Raw genomic sequence first — 19,967 nt, forward strand, 5'->3', positions numbered from 1 at the left:
CCTAGTTATCCTAACAGGTGCATAGCTAATATATGGGGGCTCCCCCCTTCTATAGAATACCAATGTGTGTTTAAGCCAGTTCACATCATCCCTCTTGGGATAGTCAAGCCTGTAGTGAGCCCCTCTAGATTCTGTTCTATTGAGAGCACCCACAACTATTGTCTCAGCTACATCGAGCATGAAGTCTATCTCTAGGAAATCCCTTAGATTATTATTATATATCCTCGCCCTATTCTCAACCCTCGCCTTCGAGAACCTCTCTCTCAGCCTCTTAAGCCTGCTCCAAGCCTCCTCAAGACCCTTCTGGTCTCTGAAGACCCCTACCAATGAATCCATCATTGTCTGTAGCTCCCTCCTAATATCATATGGGTTCTCCGGGTTGCTCTCGGTGTGTAGGAGTTTATCGAAGATCCTCCTCTCCTCATTCTTAATAGCTGTATCAACCGTTGGGCTGATCTGTAGCATGGTGTCGGGGGCATTCATAGCATATCTAGCTGCAGCCTCACCAGTAAGCCTACCCCACACCGCGCACTCAGCAAGAGCATTACTCCCAAGCCTGTTAGCCCCGTGAACGCTTACAGATGCCACCTCCCCCGCAGCCCATAGATTGGGTATTCTGGTGCTCTGCTCATCAAGCATCACCTGGCCATATGTATCTGTATGTATACCCCCCATCATATAGTGGACAGCTGGTCTAACTGGTATGGGCTCGCTTACGGGGTCTACACCTATTAGCTTTCTAGATAGCTCCCTTATCATTGGGAGCCTCTCGTTTATCTTCTCCTCACCGAGATGCCTTAGATCCAGATGTACATATTCTAAGCCAGACTCCTCGTGAACAAACCCCCTGCCCTCTTTGATCTCTGTCATGATAGCCCTAGAAATTATATCCCTCGGGGCTAGCTCCATCCTCTGCGGAGCATATCTCTTTAGAAACCTCTCACCCTGCTTATTGATTAAATATCCTCCCTCCCCCCTAGCTGCCTCTGTTATCAAAACACCACTTGGAACCATACCAGTTGGGTGGAACTGGACGAACTCCATATCCTTTATCGGTATCCCAGCTCTATAGGCTATAGCGATTCCATCGCCTGTGTTTGAGTGGGCAACTGTTACAAATGAATATACCCTGCCAGCCCCCCCAGTAGCTATTATCCCCGCCTTACCTAGGAAGACCCTGTACTCTCCTGTAGCCATATCTATGGCTGTTACGCCTTTGAATAGTCCGTTCTCCAATATGATCGATGTTACGAAGTTCTCGTGGAAGAACTCAACATTTTCGAACCTCTGTAGATTATCATAGAGAGTACTCATCATGAAGAAACCAGTCTTATCTGCTGCAAAAGCAGTTCTAGGAACACTCATACCTCCGAAGGGTCTCTGAGCTATCCTACCATCTGGCAACCTACTCCAGGGAGTACCCAGATGTTCGAAGAACTTTATCTCCTCTGGCGCAAGCTTCACCAGAATCTCAACAGCATCCTGATCAGCTAGAAAATCGCTTCCCTTAACAGTGTCATATGCGTGGAGCTCAATACTATCGTTATTCTCCTTCGGATAGAGAACACCGCTTATACCCCCCTCAGCACTTACCGAGTGACTCCTCATCGCATGGAGCTTAGATATAACCGCTATCCTCAACCTATCCTTAGAGGTTAGAGCTGCTTGGAAAGCAGCCCTCAAACCAGCTAAACCAGATCCAATGATGAGCACATCATAGCGAAGAACCTCAACCATAGCCTCACCAACTAATTCTATGCAATCTAGAATATATCTATATAATCTATAAAGGCCGCATATATAATAGATTAAACTATTTAATCACCTCTAGGAGCCCTATAGCTTGTAGGTATCAACCATTCACATGCTCCAGCCTCTCACCCTGGTTCACCACGGATCTCATGGGTTGGCTATAGTTGAGACTATATCTAGCTAGTAATGCTTATAGACATCTATATCTTTATGTTGTAAAGCCGACTCTCATCTAGGATAAGCCCGCCTCTGGAGCAGGGCTCCCATCACTCTAAATCAACCTAATAAAGATTCCTGCTTTTTATTCAGGAGAGATTTAAAGGCATCCCTCTAGCATGGGATTAAATAATGGCTTATAATAGAGAGGTTAGATCTTCTATAGATCTGTGATCTATATATCCAGAACTATAGAGACCCTCCACATCCCATCCTGGGTTTTCTCTAGAGACATCTGGGAATATGTGACAGCTTTAACAACTATACCGGGAATATGTCTTCTCAGATCGAATCTCTCTCCAGCAGCATATCCCTTTAACATATATACCTGCTCCCCTCCCTCCTCAAACCTATATATCCCTTTAACCCGGAACTTCGAGAATACAAGTCCTCTGAGGTCATGCAGTATTAATAGATCTTCAAGCCATCTATAGAGCAGATTCTCAAGATCAAAGCCTCTCGACGAAACCTCAACCCCGATTACAGGTGATACCCTAGATAGATCTGGTGTTATATATCTGAACATCCCGAGAGCCGCATATTCGAAGAGCTCCTCAAGGCTCTTAGCCTCTACTATATACATTACATCAGCTGTATGATCTACATCTATAATCCTCGCCGTGTGAGAATCCATTAGAGCTCCCTCTAGTTTCTATAAAAAACCGATATTTAGCATTTCTGAGGTACTCTAGCTAACCGTTCCTATCTCAAAAAGCGGGTCTTCGATTGTAAGCTGTTAATAGGAGGGCTGGTTGGTTACATATAAATTATGTATTCCTGGGAAACGCTAGTGGTTGCCCGTGCCCAATATTTTGGTTACCTTGGTTTCTCTGGGCACGGACTTCCCCCTCGGGCACCCACTCATTAGTCGTGGGGTCATTGGGGGCTTCATTGACGGGCACCACTTGGCCCGCCTCGCGGGTTATGAGTATTATTCTCCCGCCACTGATGGCTACCACGCCGTCATTGTGGCGGGAGAATAGGTTTAGACATGCGACATAATGAACATTGTATGTGAAATCGCATTTCCTGCATTTAAACAAGCTACTACCCACTCTATTCCTCCTATCAAGGTGATTGCATACCGGGCATGTTATTGATGTACCTCTAGCATCCTCATCTTCAACACTCAATCCTCTCTCGGCAAACTCTAAATCTAGGTATGTGAAGAACTTCCTGTACGGGAATGTCTCTAACCTATAGTTCAGCCTCCTACCCCTAGTCTTCCTCTTCTTACTATTCTTTAGATCTAGATCCTCTCTAACTAGTGTAGCGTTGTTCACCTCAGCAATATCTCCGAGGATTTTGGCGACTTTCTTCAGTCTATCCTCGATCCTATGTCTCTCCCTAGAGCCGTACTTAGCGAGGAGCTTGTTTCTAATATACGGGTTCTCAACCTTCCTCTGAATACTCCTCCTAATACATCTATACCTAACCCTGATCCTCGAAATATTATATTCTAACTTGGAGAGCATAGCCACCCCCTTATCATAATTAACAATTAAGTACGAGACATTATCCTCATTAGTATCGATATAGATCTTATTTCTATGAGGCCTCGCCTCAACACTCCTGATAATCGTTAGGAGGTAGAGCTCGTCGCCATCGATCAGGATCTTCGAGTTCCCAATCCTAACTCCGTGGAGTTGTTCGAGGGCATATCTATACATCATCACAATGAACCTCACATGGCTTCCACTACCTTTAGACACTCTGAGGAGGTAGTGGTTGCCGTCTTGTTCGATCTTGAACGTGTCAATATGTAGATCAACTATTCTAAGATCTTTAACGGAGGGGTGATGGCTTCGATTTTAGCTCCCCCTTATCCCATTTCCTCAACTGCTTTCTATAGCCCTTATAGTTGGCTAGTGCTCTCTTATACGCCTCCTCAGCAAACTTGTTATGTAGATGTGGGTATTTCTCTCTCAGAGTTCTATAGCATAGATCGTGGGCTTTCTTCTTACTCCTAGCATCATTCGTCATGATTATGTTTAAAGCCTCTCCGACAAGCTCTCTATAGTCTTTAAGGAGTGTTTGAGCCTCCAGCTTATCCCTCTTTGTTAGTGGTATTATCTTAAGCTTCAGGGTTTTCCTTAGCTCAACCAGCTCCATATATCATCTCCTCGACTAGTTTTTTAATCTTCCTAAACCTCTGAGACCTCCTCCCGTAGATCCTGGCGGCTAAGGAGGTGATTATCGAGATGAAGTCTTCTATCAGCTCCTCCTCGTAGCTTTTCTCACTCTCCTCAACAACCTCTATCACAACACCGTGGGATTCAAAGAATCTTCTTAGATACTCAAATCCAAATCTAGCCAGCCTATCCCTGAACTCTACAACCACAACATCCACTTGCTTTCCAACTACCATGTTGAATAGCTTTTGGAGACCGCTCCTCTCCTCGTTCAACCCGCTAGCAACATCTGTTATCATATCAACTACTTTATAGCCCTTGGCTGAGCAGTAGCTCCTCAACCTCTCAATCTGCCTCTCCAGAATACTCTTCTGCTTGTCCGATGAAACCCTAGCATAGATGACTGCCCTAACCTCCCTAGGTTGAGCACCATACAAGAATCTCTTAACCTCGCTTTCGGGAATCATCCAGAGCTTGCCAATCCTAACAGCTCTAATTCTACCCTGTCTAATCCACTTCTTAACAGCACTAACACTAATATTGAGAAACTCGGCAACCTCTCTAGTTCTATAGAGCTTCTCGCTCACGCTAGTACCTCTAGTATATCCAAGTATCTATAATAGCTAGGGTACTTAAAAGCTTTATGTTAAGCTAATAGTCTGCTGAGTACCTAATATTTACTGAGACGTTTTTCCCAAGCTCTTCTTTGATCATGGATTCGAGCTTAGATACTATTTCATGGGCTTTGCTAACATCTAGATTTCTCGGCATTGTGCATATTATATCGATGACCATGCCTCCCCTTATATAGAGGGCTCTAACGCCTCTTAGCCTTATATTTTCTCTCAGCATCTGCTCCTTCTCAAGGATCTTATAGACTATTCTATGTATATCCCTTATACCGCTTCTTCTAGGTTCTATATGTACTAAGACACTTGCTATATCACCTCTATGTTCTTTAACCGCTTTCTCGACATCCACTGCTATTCTGGATGCCTCTTCTAAGCTTATCGATGGGCTTACCTCTACATGCATTCTCACATGGTAGCCCTTTTCATCGCCATACACCTCTACATCGTGGACGCCTAGGACGCCCGCTACTTTTGAGGCTATCTCGGAGCTTGATCTAGCGATCTCCTCTGATCTAGATCCATCTGCTGGTTCTATATGGATAACCATATCAACACTATGCCTAGAACCCATCCTCACCCTCTCCTCAAGCTCATCAGCTAGCCTATGTGCCTCAGAAAGCTCCATATCGCCAGGTGCCTCTATAACAGCGTCTATAAAGATCCTAGGCCCAGATCTCCTTGCCCTAACACTCTTAACCCCAACACCGAGATCATTGCATACGGTCTTAAACAGCTCTATAACATCCCCTGGAGCCCTATCCATGAGATCATCTATAGCTGTTTTGGCAAGCCTTACTGCTGCGAATGCGAAATATGAGGCAATGATAATAGCGATCACAAGATCGAGTATGGAGAGAAGGGGGTTTCTCCCCAGCACAATACCTAAGATAGAGAGGATCAGCACAGACGAGGTTGCATATAGATCGCTTCTATAGTGGAGAGCGTCTGATGCAAGTATAATAGATCCGTACTTCTTGGCTCCCCTGCTCAGGGCTCTAGATCTCCAAAGATCTATAGCTATTGTAGATCCGATCATAATGGAGATCATAGGTGTAAACTCAACCTCAACACCATAGCCCCATAAGGCTCTCAGCATAGCCTCATATGATATATATACTAGCACAGCTATCAAGGCCACAGAGATCCCAAGCGAGCCCAGACTCTCAGCCTTACCATGTCCATATGGATGCTCAGAATCAGGCTCCTTAAGCGCGACCTTCAAAGCTATCAGGGCTATAACCCCTGCAGCTATATCGCTAAAGCTATGAATACTATCTGCAAGAATAGCCAGGCTACCACTATAGAGATAAGCAGATATTCTGAGCACTAATATGGCGAGGGAAGATGAAAGAGAGATAAGTATGAGAGTCACCCTAGGATCTAGATAACTTATCCTATCACTCGAACTACGATCTCTTCTCCACATCACGAGTCTCCTCTTCATCCACTAATCTAATAGTATTCCCAACCCTTATTAAAATAGTCAAACCCAAAACACCAGATAAACGACTTTCTAAGCTCTACACCTCATCCCTATAGCTTACTCGATGGGCTAGCAATTGTGCAGATGGAGAGGGGAAGGTTTAAAAGAAAAAATCTTAATGGATATAGAGGGTCAGAGCCCTATTTCTTTTGCTGCTGCTTCTGCTGTTCCTGGCCCTTCTGCTCTTTCTTCTCCTCCTTCTTCTTAGCCATGTTCCCCACCATGTTTATCTTAAATCTATCCACCTTATAAATTTAACTTTCAGATCATTATTGTTCCTCCCTAGCATACATAATAGTATTAACTATTGATCCTCATGATATTCTAATATTTTTTATACTGGAAGGCTCGACTCAGAATCTAGCTCCACCTTGATCTCTAAAACAGATATTCTTTAGAATTCATCTGGAAAACCCGCACTTAAGGGCGGTGAGGAGATCAGATCCTAGATCTTTGATATATTTATCTCGCTGAGAGCTGTGTCAATGAGTATCAGCTTTAGACAGTAGTTGCTAGATCTCTATATCTAGCTATAGAATGTTAGGTTTTAGATCATAATAGGGGTTTTATCTTTACCGTCTCGCCTCCTCTTAGTACTATTAGTTGGGGTTGGTAGCTGATTATTATGATAGAAACCGCTCCCTCTTCAACTACTAAGTATTCCTCGTGATAGGTTACATTGGTATCCACGATACCATCTATGATAGCTCTGCCAGGCCCTAGGTTAAATATTATTAATGCATATCCAGATCCGTTCTTTATGCTATAGGCAACAACCATTGGGGGGATAGATGGTATATGTATTTCAGAGCTAGCGCTGCGGACTCTATCCAATATTATATAGCCTATTGGGAGGGCTATTGAGAGCATTATGAGGGATAGGACTAGATTAGATAGACCTCTCAGCAGGATACACCCATAGGGATAGGTAGTCTTATATAGTGTCACAGCTAATATCAATATATGTGGATCTTTTAGAACGTCTTAGCTAAGATCCAAAGCTCTGCTCTGTGATAGTATAAGAGCTTATAGGAATTAGCAACGCCTAGCCCTAGAAGGGTAGGCTTTCACCTGTAAATCCTTCTTAAAAATGCTATATCTAGATATTTGATTATCGCTTTATCTATTTGTATTCATAGGCTGAAAAACCGTGACTATGGATCTAGATTATTCAGATCTATCTCTTATGCTCCTTAACCTCTTCAGCCTCTTTCTTAGTCTCCAGAAGGATCCTCAGCTCCTCTATATCCTTGCTCCAGTGCTCTAGCAAGTAGCTTCTGAAGAGGATTCTCTCAGCCTTTCTAGTCTCACCAGCGTCTCTCTTCATCGCGTGGTACATCTCTATATCCTCTATCCTTGCCTTTGCAAAGATCACTAGGATCGATATTGTCCACGGATCTACCTGAGGTATCTGCCTCACAGTAATCCCCTTGCTCGCCTCGATCTTGAGGTTGGGGGCTAGCGCGTTCACAAGCTTCATCTGGAGATCCTGATCCCATAGCTTCTCAGGTATGCTTATGGTAACCCATATCAGATCGGTTCTAAAGTTATTTGTGAGACCAACCTGTGTTGGTATGCTGAGGATCCTTATAAGCCTATCTATGGTTGCTCTAAATCTATCCCTATCCACTATCTCGTTTAACACCTCATCACCCTGTAGGGCTGCCTCCTCCTCCCTAAGGATCTTCTCCATTATCCTCATCTGCTCCGCCTCGCTAAGCTCCACAACCCTTTCATAGAACTTAGCTGTCTTTGTTATCTCGCTCATAAGGGAGTTTATCTCCTTCTCTATCGAAGCGATCTGTGCTAGGTGCTTCCTATACTCAGAGGTAACCTCAACACCTGCGACAAGTTCTTTAGCTAGCTCATATAGCTTCCTGCTCCTCTCAAGATCCTCCTCCTGCTCGTTTAACCTTGCCTTGAGGCTTTGGATCTCGCTCTGTATAGATGCTAGTTGCTTCTCAAGCTTTCTCTTCCTACCAGATAGATCTATTTTTATACCCCTAATCTCATCCCTTAGCTGTCTCTCCTCAACCTCTTTCTGCGATATAAGCCTTCTCGTATGCTCCACAAGGGTCTCTATATCCTTATATCTATCCTCGAAGCTCTTTCTAAGTATCCTAAGGCCTAGGGTAACCTGGTCAAGGGTTCTGGCCTCCATATCCGGCATTGATAGGAGGACTTGTATGCAGCTGAAGAGCTGGTTCAGCTCTACATCATTGATCTGTCTGACTAGCTGAGCCTCCCTCGCCTGTGACTTCCCATATCTCTTAAGCAGCTCCTCAGCCAAGGCCTTAGCCCTTAGATAGGACTTTATAGCATTTATACCGCTCGATACAAGCCTGACGAAGTTGAGGTAAGATCTTAGTAGCCCTATCTGCTTAACTGTGAAGCCCCTCCCAGATATTATCCCCTGCTCAACATCTTCAAGGGATATTTCTGCTATGCTATCATAGGTGCTCGCTATGCTCGACATAGTGGCTATGATATCCTCTATCTTCTTAACAACGCCATATTCGATCTTATCCTCTGGGAATCTTATAGCCTTGATCGCCTTTGCGAACTTTGTGTTATAGTAGCTCACAAAGTCCTGGAGAGCCCTTATCTGGGCCTTTAGATCTATATCGTATCTACCTCCCCTCCTTATCAGCTCCTCAACCTCGCTCTCGAATGTCTCTGGATTATATGATCCCATCTCGGCTAGATGAGATCTTAGGATCTCTATTAACTCCTGCTGCTTAGCATCTAGTATAACCCTTACCTTCTCAATAAGATCCCTTTTAATCGCCATATAGCTTCCTATCCTCTCAAGCAGTGTTAGAAAGTCCTTCTGATACTTTATATAGCCATCAACAGGGTATCTGATCTTCAGATAGCCCATGGCGTGAACCCAGTTAGGGCCGAAAGCATTGTTAGTACCAACCCTTGACATGAGATCCGCTAGGTCGAAGTGTGAGAGTAGGTTGAGTATCTCGCTGAGCATCTCATCAAGGTTCCTCTTAGCCTCGACAAGGTTATTCTTGGCATTATAGACAGGCTCTAAGGCTATGAAGAAGAATGCGTTGAAGGGATTCCTATAGATATTGCCATACATATCAACAACCCTCTGGTTGAGATCGCTATTCATAAGCATCTCAAGCTCGTGCAAGGCTGTATATGGGGCTGGGCCTCTGGCTAGGTAGTCATCTGCGGTGCTTGGGAGAACAGCGATCCCTATTATTGGCACCGCTGTTCCAAGCCTCGATCTAAGATGCCTGGCGAAGTCAAAAACAATGCCGCTTCCCGTGCCCCCTCCAAGTCCGAAGACTATTGCGACAACAGGTGTGTATCTAGAGGTGAGCACTCTATCCTTGAAAGAGGCTATGATCCCTGATAGCTCTTCGTAGTAGTAATAGTTAAGCAGGTATATAGCCTTGCTAAGAGCCCTCTGCCTCCCAACACCTCCTGCTAGAGGCGGTATTGTCATAGCTGAGTGAACCCACGGCCTATAGTTCTCCACATAGACACCCTCTGATGAGAGTATCTTATCATATCTGGAGATGAATTCGAAGAGGGCATCTGGGGTGCTGAACCTTATCTTAACTGTTTTAAGCCATATTCTATCCAGGGGGATTCCTTGGGATAGCATTCTCTGGGCCAGCCTTTTATATGATTCCTGGAGCGCCTCTATATCGCCATCAGCTATATCTATAGCTAGGAATGAGAGCTGTAGATCCTCTGCTGAGATTATCTTAAGGAACCTCTCACTCTCTATTATACTCTGGATCACATTGGTCCCTGTCCCACCGAGGCCAACAACGTGTATCGATGCGTATCTCGGCATGCTCATACTACTCACCCAATATCTTCTCGAGATCCTCTATCTCCTGAGCCAAAACCTTATCGAGCTTCTGAGCCCTGACCTTCATCCCAGCTATTCTATTCCTAGCCTGTCTTATTCTATCCAGAGCATCATCCCTCGAAGCCCTAGCTCTACTCATTAATATGAATAGAATAGCTGCAACTGCTCCAAGGGCTGCTGCAGCTCCCCCAAGAGCTATAACGATTCCGGTGCTTGGGGGTTGTGGAAGGCTCCTGGGATCTATGCTTCTTAGAAGCGAGACAGCCTGGTCATAGAGCCCTTGGGATGCTAGGCTGGATGCCTGTGATAAAAGGCTATTTATCAGAGGCTCGTATGCCCTATCAACAGAGCCTGAGGAGATCAAACCGCTTTTCTCTCTATAGAGAGCCTCGTAACTCTGAATAACGCTATCAACGATCCTCAGGCTTATCGTGCCAACAGTAGATCCTCCCTGTATAAACACAGTAACCACAGGATAGCTATCCCTTGGCTGTCTAATCACGACCCCGCCAGAGCTATATAGGATGTTAAAGTTCTGGGGAACCGAGAATGTTGCAGAGATCCTCAGGATCCCTTGCACATGCCTAAAGCTAACGCTATAGCTAGCTGGTGTGAAGAGATTCTGATCAATTCCGGGGTATTCCTGACTCTCAAGATTCCATATAGTCTGGCCAGCCTTACTCATATTAGTATTAAGCGAGACTGTAAAGACGCTTCCAGGCACGGTCTGGGGAACCTGGATGGTTATGGTGATTCTATAGCTATGCCCAGCTATGAGGGGCTCGCCAGGGGTTAGATCCCTGTTATCTGTTAGATCCCTTATACTGAAGGATGAGATCCAGTTGATCTGGGCGTTAGCTATCCACATAGAATACATAGCAAGGGATATAGCAGCCACAATCATGAGAGCCAGAAATAATCTCCCCATCTACTACCCCGCTCACATCATAGTAGCTAGGAGGTCTCTTAAATTTTATTACATATCCTAGCATACATAGTAGCTCCATACCCATAGAAGCAATAGGCGTAATTTCGTCCCACTCTCTATCTCCTCTAACTCGCTTACAGAGCATATTAACCTATTATTCGGAACCTCCATTGGTGAATCGACTATATAGTCTCAACAGCCTAGGGTTCATCTGCTCTATAGTTTAATGGTTTTTGATCATTGGGCTTGTTATTCTGTTAAATCAACATGGATAGCTATAGTGGTTGAAAGCTGGAAAGCCGTTGCTAAGCCAACGATTCATTCTATATCTAAGGTGGAAAAAAGATCTGTTTCGATATTATTTAAACTTTTCGGGGAACTGCTTAACTATAGCATCTGCTAGAGCATCGGCTATTAGGATTAGGTGGTTCCTCATGGCTATATAGATAGATGATTCCTCAGAGATCTTGCCTTGAGCCAGTAGATCTGCTTGCTTCATGGCTTGAAGAGCGTGATCCCTTAGCAGGGAGAACACAGCCTCTTTAGGCAGGTTTGGGTTTGCGCTTGATAGGAATGTAGCTATCTCCATGGCATTCTTTGTGAGAAGATCAACAGCTTCTCTCTTACCACTTTCATTAGCCGAGAAAGCGCTTTGGTAATACATAGCAACAGCCTTTATATGGCCATTAAATAGCTCGGTGAACTTGTTACCTGCGTCTCTCCCATATACCTGGGCTACTGCATCTCCAAGCGCCTTTGAATTAGCTAGAAGCTCGTTAACCGCGACCTGTTGGAGATCCTTATTCTCGAAGTAGAGAGCATATGCATATAGCCTATGACCCTCCCCATGCTGGATCAACAGGGATCTGAGTGTTGCCCTTAGATCTGAGGCTGGTGAAGTAGCTATGGGGAGTGTCTGTGTAGCTGTTAATGTCCTCACAATAGTTTGGGTCTGGATAGCGGTTGTCTCCTTAGTTATTGTAGATGTATATGTGATGATCTTAGGTGGTGATGCCAGATAACCTATTCCGAAGAATATTATTGCAGCTATAGCTATACCCACTATAGTTGGGATCCATGATCTGCCATTTGGGATTTTAGTCACCAAATAGTGTTTTTATTAAGGAGGTATTTAAGCAAAGATCCTTGTTTAAATATTTGTATATTATAACCTAAAAGCCTCGCCCCTTCAGGGCGGGGAGGAGGTTAGGTGTATAACACAATGCGTGATCTATATATAGTTCCAAGCATCTTTATGATATTGGGGGAGCATGAGGGGAAATCCTCCTAGAGGGATTTCAAGCGCTTCTCTAAGGGTTCTCGAGCTTGTTGCTGGTGAGGGTGCTACCGCAGCCCAGATAGCTAAGATCCTAGGTGTTAGGGTGAGCGCTGTTAGGAAGCATCTTGAGAAGCTCGAGAAACACGGGCTTGTTAGGCATATCTTTGTTAGAAAGGGTGTTGGGAGGCCTAGAAAGGTATATATGGTGACTGAGCAGGGGATAGAGGCTCTTCCCAAGCTCTACAGCGAGTTTCTCCTAGAGCTTATCAATAGATTAACATCTATGGGGCTGGGCGAGAAGGTTGAGGCTGTGGTGAGTAGCATGGCGAGGGATATTGCTTTAAAAAGCGCTTCTAAGGATATAACATCCTCTATTGAGAATCTAAACGCATTCGGCTTCATGGGATCTGTGAGGAGGTCTAATGGATCTATAGAGATTATAAGTAGGAACTGCCCTCTGTTAAAGATTGCTAAGAACTACTATGACCTTATATGTATAAAATTCCACACAGAGATCTTGAGGAATATAACTGGGAGCAACAAAATACACCTTGCTGAATGCATAGTTAGAGGAGATCTCCTCTGTAGACATAGAATAGATATTATGGAACAGGTTAGCTAATAAGATATAGAACAGAGCCTCTACATACGCCTCCATACCATCTAATCACCTTTTCCCACGATCTTTCGATGCTTAGGTTAACCATTTGCTGGGCCTGATAATAATCGAATCACAAGATTATAAGGATCTCTATATAGGATATGAAGCCAAGGGATAGGTTGGAATCGCAACCCTTATATTGCCTACTCCATACTTCTATTTAGACCTACCATGTCCCTCGCAAGATATGTGGCCAAAAGAATCGCTCAGGCCATACCAACGCTCTTCGGTGCTATGCTTGTTATGTTTATCCTAGTTAGGATATTACCGGGAGACCCTGCTAGATTAATTGCAGGGCCTGAGGCGCTTGAGCAGGATGTAGAGAGGATAAGGGAACAGCTTGGGCTCAACAGGCCTCTCTATATCCAGTTTATAGACTATATCTCCTCGATACTCAGAGGCGATTTCGGAACATCGATTAAATATAGAACCCCGGTTATACAGGAGATCATGGCTAGACTACCCTATACATTGGCTCTCGCAGCTGCTGCGGAAGCCATAGCGGTTGCTATAGCAATACCCCTCGGCATATTATCGGCACTCAAACCTAGATCTAAGGTATCATATATAGTCTCCATAGTATCTCTCATAGGTGCGTCAACACCTATATTCTGGATAGGCCTTATATTCATATACATATTCGCTGTGTCTCTGAGGATACTACCATCAAGTGGTGCGGAATCTCCAAAACATATAGTGCTTCCAGCCATCACACTAGCTCTCCTCCTAATGGGCAATCTAACCAGGATCACAAGGGCCTCTGTGATGGAGGCCCTTGGGAGTAACCATGTCCTTACAGCGATGTCAAAGGGGCTGGGGCAAAGAACTATTTTGATGAGACATGTTCTTAGAAACGCCATGATACCAATAGTAACTATAATGGGTATACAGATAGGAGCACTGCTAGGTGGTGCTGTGATAACAGAGACTGTTTTCGCATGGCCTGGGATAGGCTCTCTCTTGGTAGACTCTCTCTTCTATAGAGACTACCCCCTGGCACAGGGGATCATATTATTCATAGTGATCGTCTTCATAGCTATAAACATTGTTATTGATGTATTATACGCCTATATAGATCCGAGGGTGAGGGAGATCCTATGGAGAGGAGGGAGATCCTGAGAAGGATATATGAGGCTAGAAGAAAGAGACGTCAAGAGATGTGGGAGGCTCTAAAGGCTAATAGGGCTGCCTATGCCTCACTATATATAGTTGCTTTCCTCATATTCATAGCCATATTCGGACCCCTCATAGCACCCTATAACCCATATGACTTCGATCTATCAAGGGCTAGGATGCCCCCTAGCCCTGCACATATATTTGGTACGGATGAGCTTGGGAGAGATATTCTAAGCAGGATATTAGCTGGGGCTAGATATACTATTGGAATATCAATTGCATCCGTGGCCCTCGGGGTTTTAATAGGGGTGATCCTAGGACTGTTATCAGGCTATCTAGGAGGGCTATGGGATACAGTTATACAGAGGATAGTTGATGTGATGCTCGCATTCCCAACAATACTATTGGCGATAGCCCTAGTGGCATCACTAGGCCAGGGGGTTATCAGCCTCATCATAGCTATAGCTGTGAGCACATTCCCAGTATATGCTAGGCTTGTAAGAGGCGTCGTATTACAGGTTGTGGGGGAAGATTATATAGCGGCTGCAAGGCTTCTTGGCAAAGGCTCGGTGTATATAATGTTCAAACATGTCCTCCCCAACACAATGTCAGCTATAGTTGTACAGGCAACATACTATATGGGGCTCTCAATACTGCTTGCATCAGCACTAGGCTTCCTAGGCCTTGGAGTGCCCCCTCCAACGCCGGAGTGGGGCTCGATGATAGGTAGTGGGAGAACATATCTATTCAGCTCACCACACATAGTGGTTTTCCCAGGCCTCTTCATAATGATAGCGGCACTAAGCTTCAACCTATTAGGAGATGGGCTTAGAGACGCCCTAGATCCCAGGGCAAGGGCTCTTCTCAGGAGGGGATAGATATGGAGAAGATCTTAGAGGTAAGCGATCTAAGAATATACTACTACCTCCCACAAGGAGTTGTAAGGGCTGTCGATGGTGTGAGCTTCGATGTATATAAGGGGGAGATCCTAGGGATAGCTGGTGAAAGTGGATCTGGTAAATCAACGCTTGCACTAGCTATATCAGGACTTCTGAGGCCCCCTGCCAAGATCGTATCTGGAAGGATCATATTTATGGGGAGAGATCTCCTCTCAATGGATAGTGAGGAGCTGAGGAGGATAAGGGGTAAGGAGATCTCCATGATCTTCCAGGATCCAAGCACATATCTAAACCCAGTATATACAACAGGCTTCCAAGTAGCCGAGGTCTTCGAGGCACATAGAGGGGGCCATGCTAAGAAATATCTAGGTGAGGTTGTTAAGCTCTTTAGAATGGTGAAGATAGCTGATCCAGAGAGGAGGGTGGAGGCTTATCCACATCAGATGAGCGGGGGGATGAGGCAGAGGGTTTTAATATCTATGGCAATTGCTGAGAGGCCTAAGCTAATTGTTGCTGATGAGCCAACATCAGCCCTAGACGTTACGATCCAGGCGGAGATAGTGGATCTATTGAATGAGATTAGAAAGGAGACAGGGTCCTCGATAATCTTTATAACACATGATCTAGCATTACTGCTTGAGATAGCAGATAGGATCATGATAATGTATGCTGGAAAAGTAGCTGAGATAGGGAGGGCTGAGGAGATAGCTAAGGATCCTCTACACCCATATACAAAGGCCTTGCTAGCATCCCTTAGATATGAGAGGAAGAAGAGGCTCCAATCAATCCCCGGATCTATACCCAGCCTCATAAACCCGCCCCCAGGCTGTAGATTCCATCCAAGATGTCAATTTGCCATGGATATATGCTCGAAAAAAGATCCTGTTTTAATAAATAAGGGCGGTAGGATCGTTTCGTGCTTCCTCTACGGTGATGAATATGGAGGCGATACTAAGCGTTAGAGGAGTTGTAAAATATTTCCCAGTATCGGTGGGGTTTCTAGGTTCTAAGAGATATGTTAGAGCTGTTGATGGCGTAGATCTGGATCTATATGATGGCGAGGTTCTAGCACTTGTAGGCGAGAGCGGATCTGGGAAGACAACGCTTGGAAGGATCATAGCTGGGCTCTTAAAACCAGATCGTGGGAGCGTTCTCTATAGAGGCGTGGACATATATGAGGGGAGGAGTGTTAGGAGGGAGATTAGAAATAAGATCCAGGCTGTCTTCCAGAACCCAGATAGCAGCCTAAATCCAAGGCTACAGATCTTCGATATAGTTGGGGAAGCGATATTAAGTAGAGAACCAGGGGCTTCGAAGGAGGAGGTGTTGGATAAAGCTATAAAGCTTTTAAAGATGGTAGGCCTTGTAGAGGATCATATCTTTAAATACCCCCACGAGCTCTCAGGGGGTGAGAGGCAGAGAGTCGCAATCGCTAGGGCTATAGCTATGGAGCCTGAAATCCTCGTCGCAGATGAGATCGTATCCGCCCTAGACGTCTCTGTTAGAGCGCAGATCATGAACCTACTGATGGATCTTAAAGAGAAGCTTGGTCTTAGCATAATATTTATCACACATGATATGGGGCTTGTGTGGAGCATATCTGATAGAGTTGCCATCATGTATCTAGGCAAGATAGTCGAGGTCGGCCCTACAGAGGTGATCTTCAAGAGACCTGGGCACCCATATACAAAAATGCTCCTATACTCATCACCAATACTAGCTTCAACAGAGGCATATAAAGATCCGATGTATAAAGCTAGAGGCGAACCCCCAAGCCCTATAGACCCTCCAAAGGGCTGTAGATTTATAACTAGATGCCCAATAGCAATTGATGAATGCTCCAAAGAGCATCCAGAGCTTAGAGAGGTCTCCAAAGATCACATGGTTGCATGCATCAGATACACCAGCAATACCGGTTTTGAAAGACAGGTATTTCAATAGCTTTTAATCCTGCTAAACTATACTATCTGCGGGCTCCTCTATGGTGTCTGGTCTATCGAGGATTGCTCTTGCAGGGATTGTTATAGCTGTTGTTGTTATAGCTATAGCAGCGTCTATAATCATGCTACAGCAAGCCCCTAGCCAGGCTGGGGCAGGGGTTCAGACAACAGCTAGAACAGAGGCTAGGGGAGTGACACAGATAGTAACAACACCGCAGCAAACAATAACCTCTAAAAAAGATATACTTAAAATAGCAATAGGAACAGATCTAGACACAGTAGATCCTCATGGACAAACAACGACAACAGTGCAGAATGTGGTTAGGCATGTATATGAAACCCTTCTATGGTTCGATGATAAGGGCAATGTCATCCCATGGCTTGCTGAGAGGTGGGAGGTATCGCCAGATGGTCTTAGCTATACATTCTACCTTAGAAAGGGCGTTAGATTCCACGATGGCTCAGAGTTCAATGCAACAGTTGTGAAAGCTAATATAGATAGGTGGATAGACCCAACAGTAAGGGTTCCACTAAGGCTACAGCTAGGACCTGTAAAAGGTGCTGAAGTTATCGATACATATACAGTTAAGATCTATTTGAAGGAGCCATTTGCACCATTCCTAAAAGCCCTTGCCAATTATTTACTAATAACCAGTCTAAATGTTATTAAGAAGTTTGGTAATCAGAGTATAACCGAGGTTATAGGTACTGGGCCTTATAAGTTTGTATCTTGGGAGAAGGGTAAGAGGGTTGTTCTGGAGAGGAATGATGATTATTGGGGGCCTAAGCCGCCTATAAAGAGGATTGAGTGGCTAGTAATACCGGAGGCATCCACAAGGCTAGCCGCTCTACTAGCAGGTGATGTAGACTTCGCGTATAACCTACCGCCAACAGATCTTGAGAGGGTTAAGAATGATCCTAGGTTTGTGGTGTTGACACCTACTAGCAATAGGGTTATCTTCATAGCTATTCTGCCTAAGGGGCCTCTCAAGGATCCTAGGGTTAGGCAGGCCTTCAACTATGCTGTTGATAAAGAGGCTATTGTTAATAGCGTATTATATGGGCTTGCAATCCCAGCTGATTCCCCAGTTCCGCCCCACTTCTTCGGCTATGCTAGGATGGAGCCTTATCAATATGATCCTCAGAGGGCTAGGAAGCTTCTTGAGGAGGCTGGTTTTCCATTCGATAGGAAATTGATCCTTCTGCACCCTACTGGGAGGTATCTCCAGGATAAGCAGGTTGCAGAGGCTGTGCAGGCATATCTCTCGAGGATAGGTGTTCAGGTTGAGCTTAGAACGATGGATTGGCCTAGCTTCGTTGCAACAATAACAAAGCCCTTAGATCAGAAGGACTACGACCTACTACTACTAGGATGGGGTCCTGGTGTTGCGGACTCCCACTTCACACTCTATGGTCAGTTCCACTCATCACAAGCACCCCCAAGAGGGCTTGCTGCTGCGCATTATAACAATTCAGAGGTAGACTCTCTATTGGATCAGGCTATGAGGGAGCTTAGCGAGACTAAGAGGGCTGAGCTCTATAAGAGGGCTATAGAGATTATATGGAGAGACGCGCCATGGATATTCCTCTACACGCAGAAGTGGTTCTACGCCTCTACAAAAGATCTGAAGGGATACTGGGTATATATCGATGGTGAGATGATCTTCTTCGATAGAGCGTATTTCAGTTGATTTTTTATAGCTGAAACCTTTTTCAGGGAACCACGAAGTATAAGCTATAATCCTCCCCTAAGATCTCTTTTAAGATGCTTAGAGCAAGAGCCCTGATATTCTGATCAATCTCCACAACAGCCACACCCTTTCTAGGGATTCCATACAAGAGGATCTCATTATAGCTGGCAATCCCTGCAACCAGCAGTGACAATAGATCCTCTTCCCCTTCTACGAGCACTAGAAACCTCTCCCCAGGGTTTCTAGCAATATATTTTATAGTATTTATTGCCTCACTAGATATGGTTCCACGCGGATTTTTTATCTCTATGATATTCCCAGCTTGTCTATATATTTTTTCAACCTTACTCATATCTATGTTCTCCCCCCTAAGGGTTGCTCTATCAATTATTGCAACATGTGGTGTGAACCCAGCCTCTATGAGGCTCATCGTCACTATATCCCCAACGCTCCACACTCTCTTACCATGTATAATCATGATCACCCTCCTAGCTACAGATATTCTATCAACTCCTTCTACGAGGACGCCATATTCTCTGGATAAAACACCTCTAAGCCTCTCCGGGAGGGGATAGATCTTTAACACCATTCTCTAGCATCCCAAGAAGGATTCTCTAGATCTTAAAAAGCTTTAGAATATCCTAGTCGCCTTCCCCTTTTAAATGGTGGATCTTTCAGCTATGGTGAAAAATATATTCTAAAATGTTTGGCCATGCTTTCTTCTACCTATCCAGAAGATCATAGGGATCGCTGTTGCTATTAGCGTTACGAAAACCACTCCATAGCTATATGGATATTCAACCCCGCCAGCCTGTTGAAGCTGGATCACATATGGTGTTGAAACATTTGGCGATGCTACAAGGACTATCCACATCCCCGCCAAGGCATGCCCTGGCACGCCACACGCTATCCAGTAGACCCCCTCTGGTAGTGAGGAGACGCTAAGGGTTACCGTGGATCCGCTTGGTATGCCACTACTATATGTGGGAGGTTGTGAAGCTATGATCACTCCATCGCTTCCTATATCCCTATTCTGAGGCACTACAGTATTATTTTTCACAATAACTATGCTGTGGGATATTGTATGGCTATTTGTAAACATGATCTCTAAGCCCCACCCCGCTGGTATATATATCCCAAGTCCGCCCCTAGAGGATCCGTTGAAGTTAAAGCCCGTTGATATTAATGCAAAGACTGTCTTCCCAGAGAAGGGTAGTGGTGTTGCACCAGCTGGAATCGTCTGCCCCACTGTTATTGTGGACTGCTGAGTAACCGTGGTTATAAGTGTTCTCTGAATAGTTGTTGGAACCGTAGCTGATATCTGAGAAACAATTGTTTTCTCAACAGCTGTGGTTACCGTTGTAACCTGGGCTCTGGTAACTATAGAGGTTGCCTCT

At 44.8% G+C, this 19,967-nt stretch carries 18 protein-coding genes; 6 read left to right on the forward strand and 12 right to left on the reverse strand.

Features of this window, described 5'->3' with window-relative positions:
* From QXE01_06570 to QXE01_06615, 10 genes are all read right to left on the reverse strand, one after another.
* On the reverse strand, positions 1-1,737 hold a 1,737-nt coding region (locus QXE01_06570), incomplete at its 3' end, for a succinate dehydrogenase/fumarate reductase flavoprotein subunit (GenBank protein ID MEM4970900.1).
* 406 nt (positions 1,738-2,143) lie between these two features.
* Positions 2,144-2,602 carry an archease gene (locus QXE01_06575; protein ID MEM4970901.1) on the reverse strand — a complete coding sequence of 153 codons (459 nt, stop codon included), beginning with the start codon at positions 2,600-2,602 and terminating at the stop codon, positions 2,144-2,146.
* A 133-nt stretch (positions 2,603-2,735) separates the two neighbouring features.
* Complete coding sequence (locus tag QXE01_06580; protein ID MEM4970902.1) at positions 2,736-3,656, reverse strand: zinc ribbon domain-containing protein; 921 nt, start codon at positions 3,654-3,656, stop codon at positions 2,736-2,738.
* 97 nt (positions 3,657-3,753) lie between these two features.
* A complete protein-coding gene (locus QXE01_06585) occupies positions 3,754-4,080 on the reverse strand; it encodes a hypothetical protein (protein MEM4970903.1) in 327 nt (108 codons plus the stop codon).
* Positions 4,067-4,687 (reverse strand): IS607 family transposase, encoded by a 621-nt coding sequence (locus tag QXE01_06590; protein MEM4970904.1) that lies wholly within the window; start codon positions 4,685-4,687, stop codon positions 4,067-4,069. The genes QXE01_06585 and QXE01_06590 overlap by 14 nt, the downstream gene beginning before the upstream one ends.
* Before the next feature lie 64 nt (positions 4,688-4,751).
* Positions 4,752-6,176, reverse strand: coding sequence for a cation diffusion facilitator family transporter (locus tag QXE01_06595; protein MEM4970905.1), 1,425 nt, complete (start codon positions 6,174-6,176; stop codon positions 4,752-4,754).
* A 591-nt stretch (positions 6,177-6,767) separates the two neighbouring features.
* Positions 6,768-7,163, reverse strand: coding sequence for a hypothetical protein (locus QXE01_06600; GenBank protein MEM4970906.1), 396 nt, complete (start codon positions 7,161-7,163; stop codon positions 6,768-6,770).
* A gap of 229 nt (positions 7,164-7,392) precedes the next feature.
* A complete protein-coding gene (locus tag QXE01_06605; GenBank protein MEM4970907.1) occupies positions 7,393-10,044 on the reverse strand; it encodes a tubulin-like doman-containing protein in 2,652 nt (883 codons plus the stop codon).
* Position 10,045: 1 nt separating this feature from the next.
* Entirely contained in the window at positions 10,046-10,984 is a 939-nt protein-coding gene (locus QXE01_06610) for a hypothetical protein (GenBank protein ID MEM4970908.1), read from the reverse strand.
* A gap of 358 nt (positions 10,985-11,342) precedes the next feature.
* On the reverse strand, positions 11,343-12,092 hold the full coding sequence (locus QXE01_06615; GenBank protein MEM4970909.1) for a hypothetical protein: 750 nt from the start codon (positions 12,090-12,092) through the stop codon (positions 11,343-11,345).
* 163 nt (positions 12,093-12,255) lie between these two features.
* Here QXE01_06615 and QXE01_06620 point away from each other — a divergent pair, with 163 nt between their 5' ends.
* The 6 genes from QXE01_06620 (at position 12,256) to QXE01_06645 (ending at position 18,570) form a co-directional block, all read left to right on the forward strand.
* A complete protein-coding gene (locus QXE01_06620; protein MEM4970910.1) occupies positions 12,256-12,885 on the forward strand; it encodes a helix-turn-helix domain-containing protein in 630 nt (209 codons plus the stop codon).
* A 210-nt stretch (positions 12,886-13,095) separates the two neighbouring features.
* Complete coding sequence (locus QXE01_06625; GenBank protein MEM4970911.1) at positions 13,096-14,043, forward strand: ABC transporter permease; 948 nt, start codon at positions 13,096-13,098, stop codon at positions 14,041-14,043.
* Positions 14,022-14,918: an ABC transporter permease gene (locus QXE01_06630; GenBank protein ID MEM4970912.1), complete on the forward strand. Its 897-nt coding sequence runs from the start codon at positions 14,022-14,024 to the stop codon at positions 14,916-14,918. Before QXE01_06625 ends, QXE01_06630 begins: the two co-directional genes overlap by 22 nt.
* Before the next feature lie 2 nt (positions 14,919-14,920).
* A complete protein-coding gene (locus tag QXE01_06635) occupies positions 14,921-15,901 on the forward strand; it encodes an ABC transporter ATP-binding protein (GenBank protein ID MEM4970913.1) in 981 nt (326 codons plus the stop codon).
* Positions 15,879-16,880, forward strand: a complete 1,002-nt coding sequence (locus QXE01_06640) for an ATP-binding cassette domain-containing protein (protein MEM4970914.1) — start codon at positions 15,879-15,881, stop codon at positions 16,878-16,880. Before QXE01_06635 ends, QXE01_06640 begins: the two co-directional genes overlap by 23 nt.
* Positions 16,881-16,920: 40 nt before the next feature.
* On the forward strand, positions 16,921-18,570 hold the full coding sequence (locus QXE01_06645) for an ABC transporter substrate-binding protein (GenBank protein ID MEM4970915.1): 1,650 nt from the start codon (positions 16,921-16,923) through the stop codon (positions 18,568-18,570).
* A 22-nt stretch (positions 18,571-18,592) separates the two neighbouring features.
* On the opposite strand, the gene QXE01_06650 is transcribed toward QXE01_06645, so the two are convergent.
* Together QXE01_06650 and QXE01_06655 are read right to left on the reverse strand one after the other, a co-directional pair.
* Positions 18,593-19,159 (reverse strand): DUF359 domain-containing protein, encoded by a 567-nt coding sequence (locus QXE01_06650; GenBank protein MEM4970916.1) that lies wholly within the window; start codon positions 19,157-19,159, stop codon positions 18,593-18,595.
* A 108-nt stretch (positions 19,160-19,267) separates the two neighbouring features.
* A partial coding sequence (locus tag QXE01_06655) for a sulfocyanin-like copper-binding protein (GenBank protein ID MEM4970917.1) occupies positions 19,268-19,967 on the reverse strand: 700 nt, incomplete at its 5' end.

The organism is Sulfolobales archaeon (genome assembly GCA_038897115.1).
Classification (GTDB): Archaea; Thermoproteota; Thermoprotei_A; order Sulfolobales; family AG1; genus AG1.

Excerpts from the sequence above, each read along its gene's own strand:
- QXE01_06610 (MEM4970908.1), bottom strand. The coding sequence starts at position 10,984 with ATGGGGAGATTATTTCTGGCTCTCATGATTGTGGCTGCTATATCCCTT.
- QXE01_06625 (MEM4970911.1), top strand. The coding sequence starts at position 13,096 with ATGTCCCTCGCAAGATATGTGGCCAAAAGAATCGCTCAGGCCATACCA.
- QXE01_06630 (MEM4970912.1), top strand. The coding sequence starts at position 14,022 with ATGGAGAGGAGGGAGATCCTGAGAAGGATATATGAGGCTAGAAGAAAG.
- QXE01_06605 (MEM4970907.1), bottom strand. The coding sequence starts at position 10,044 with ATGAGCATGCCGAGATACGCATCGATACACGTTGTTGGCCTCGGTGGG.
- QXE01_06620 (MEM4970910.1), top strand. The coding sequence starts at position 12,256 with ATGAGGGGAAATCCTCCTAGAGGGATTTCAAGCGCTTCTCTAAGGGTT.
- QXE01_06595 (MEM4970905.1), bottom strand. The coding sequence starts at position 6,176 with ATGAAGAGGAGACTCGTGATGTGGAGAAGAGATCGTAGTTCGAGTGAT.
- QXE01_06635 (MEM4970913.1), top strand. The coding sequence starts at position 14,921 with ATGGAGAAGATCTTAGAGGTAAGCGATCTAAGAATATACTACTACCTC.
- QXE01_06650 (MEM4970916.1), bottom strand. The coding sequence starts at position 19,159 with ATGGTGTTAAAGATCTATCCCCTCCCGGAGAGGCTTAGAGGTGTTTTA.
- QXE01_06585 (MEM4970903.1), bottom strand. The coding sequence starts at position 4,080 with ATGGAGCTGGTTGAGCTAAGGAAAACCCTGAAGCTTAAGATAATACCA.
- QXE01_06640 (MEM4970914.1), top strand. The coding sequence starts at position 15,879 with ATGGAGGCGATACTAAGCGTTAGAGGAGTTGTAAAATATTTCCCAGTA.
- QXE01_06575 (MEM4970901.1), bottom strand. The coding sequence starts at position 2,602 with ATGGATTCTCACACGGCGAGGATTATAGATGTAGATCATACAGCTGAT.
- QXE01_06645 (MEM4970915.1), top strand. The coding sequence starts at position 16,921 with ATGGTGTCTGGTCTATCGAGGATTGCTCTTGCAGGGATTGTTATAGCT.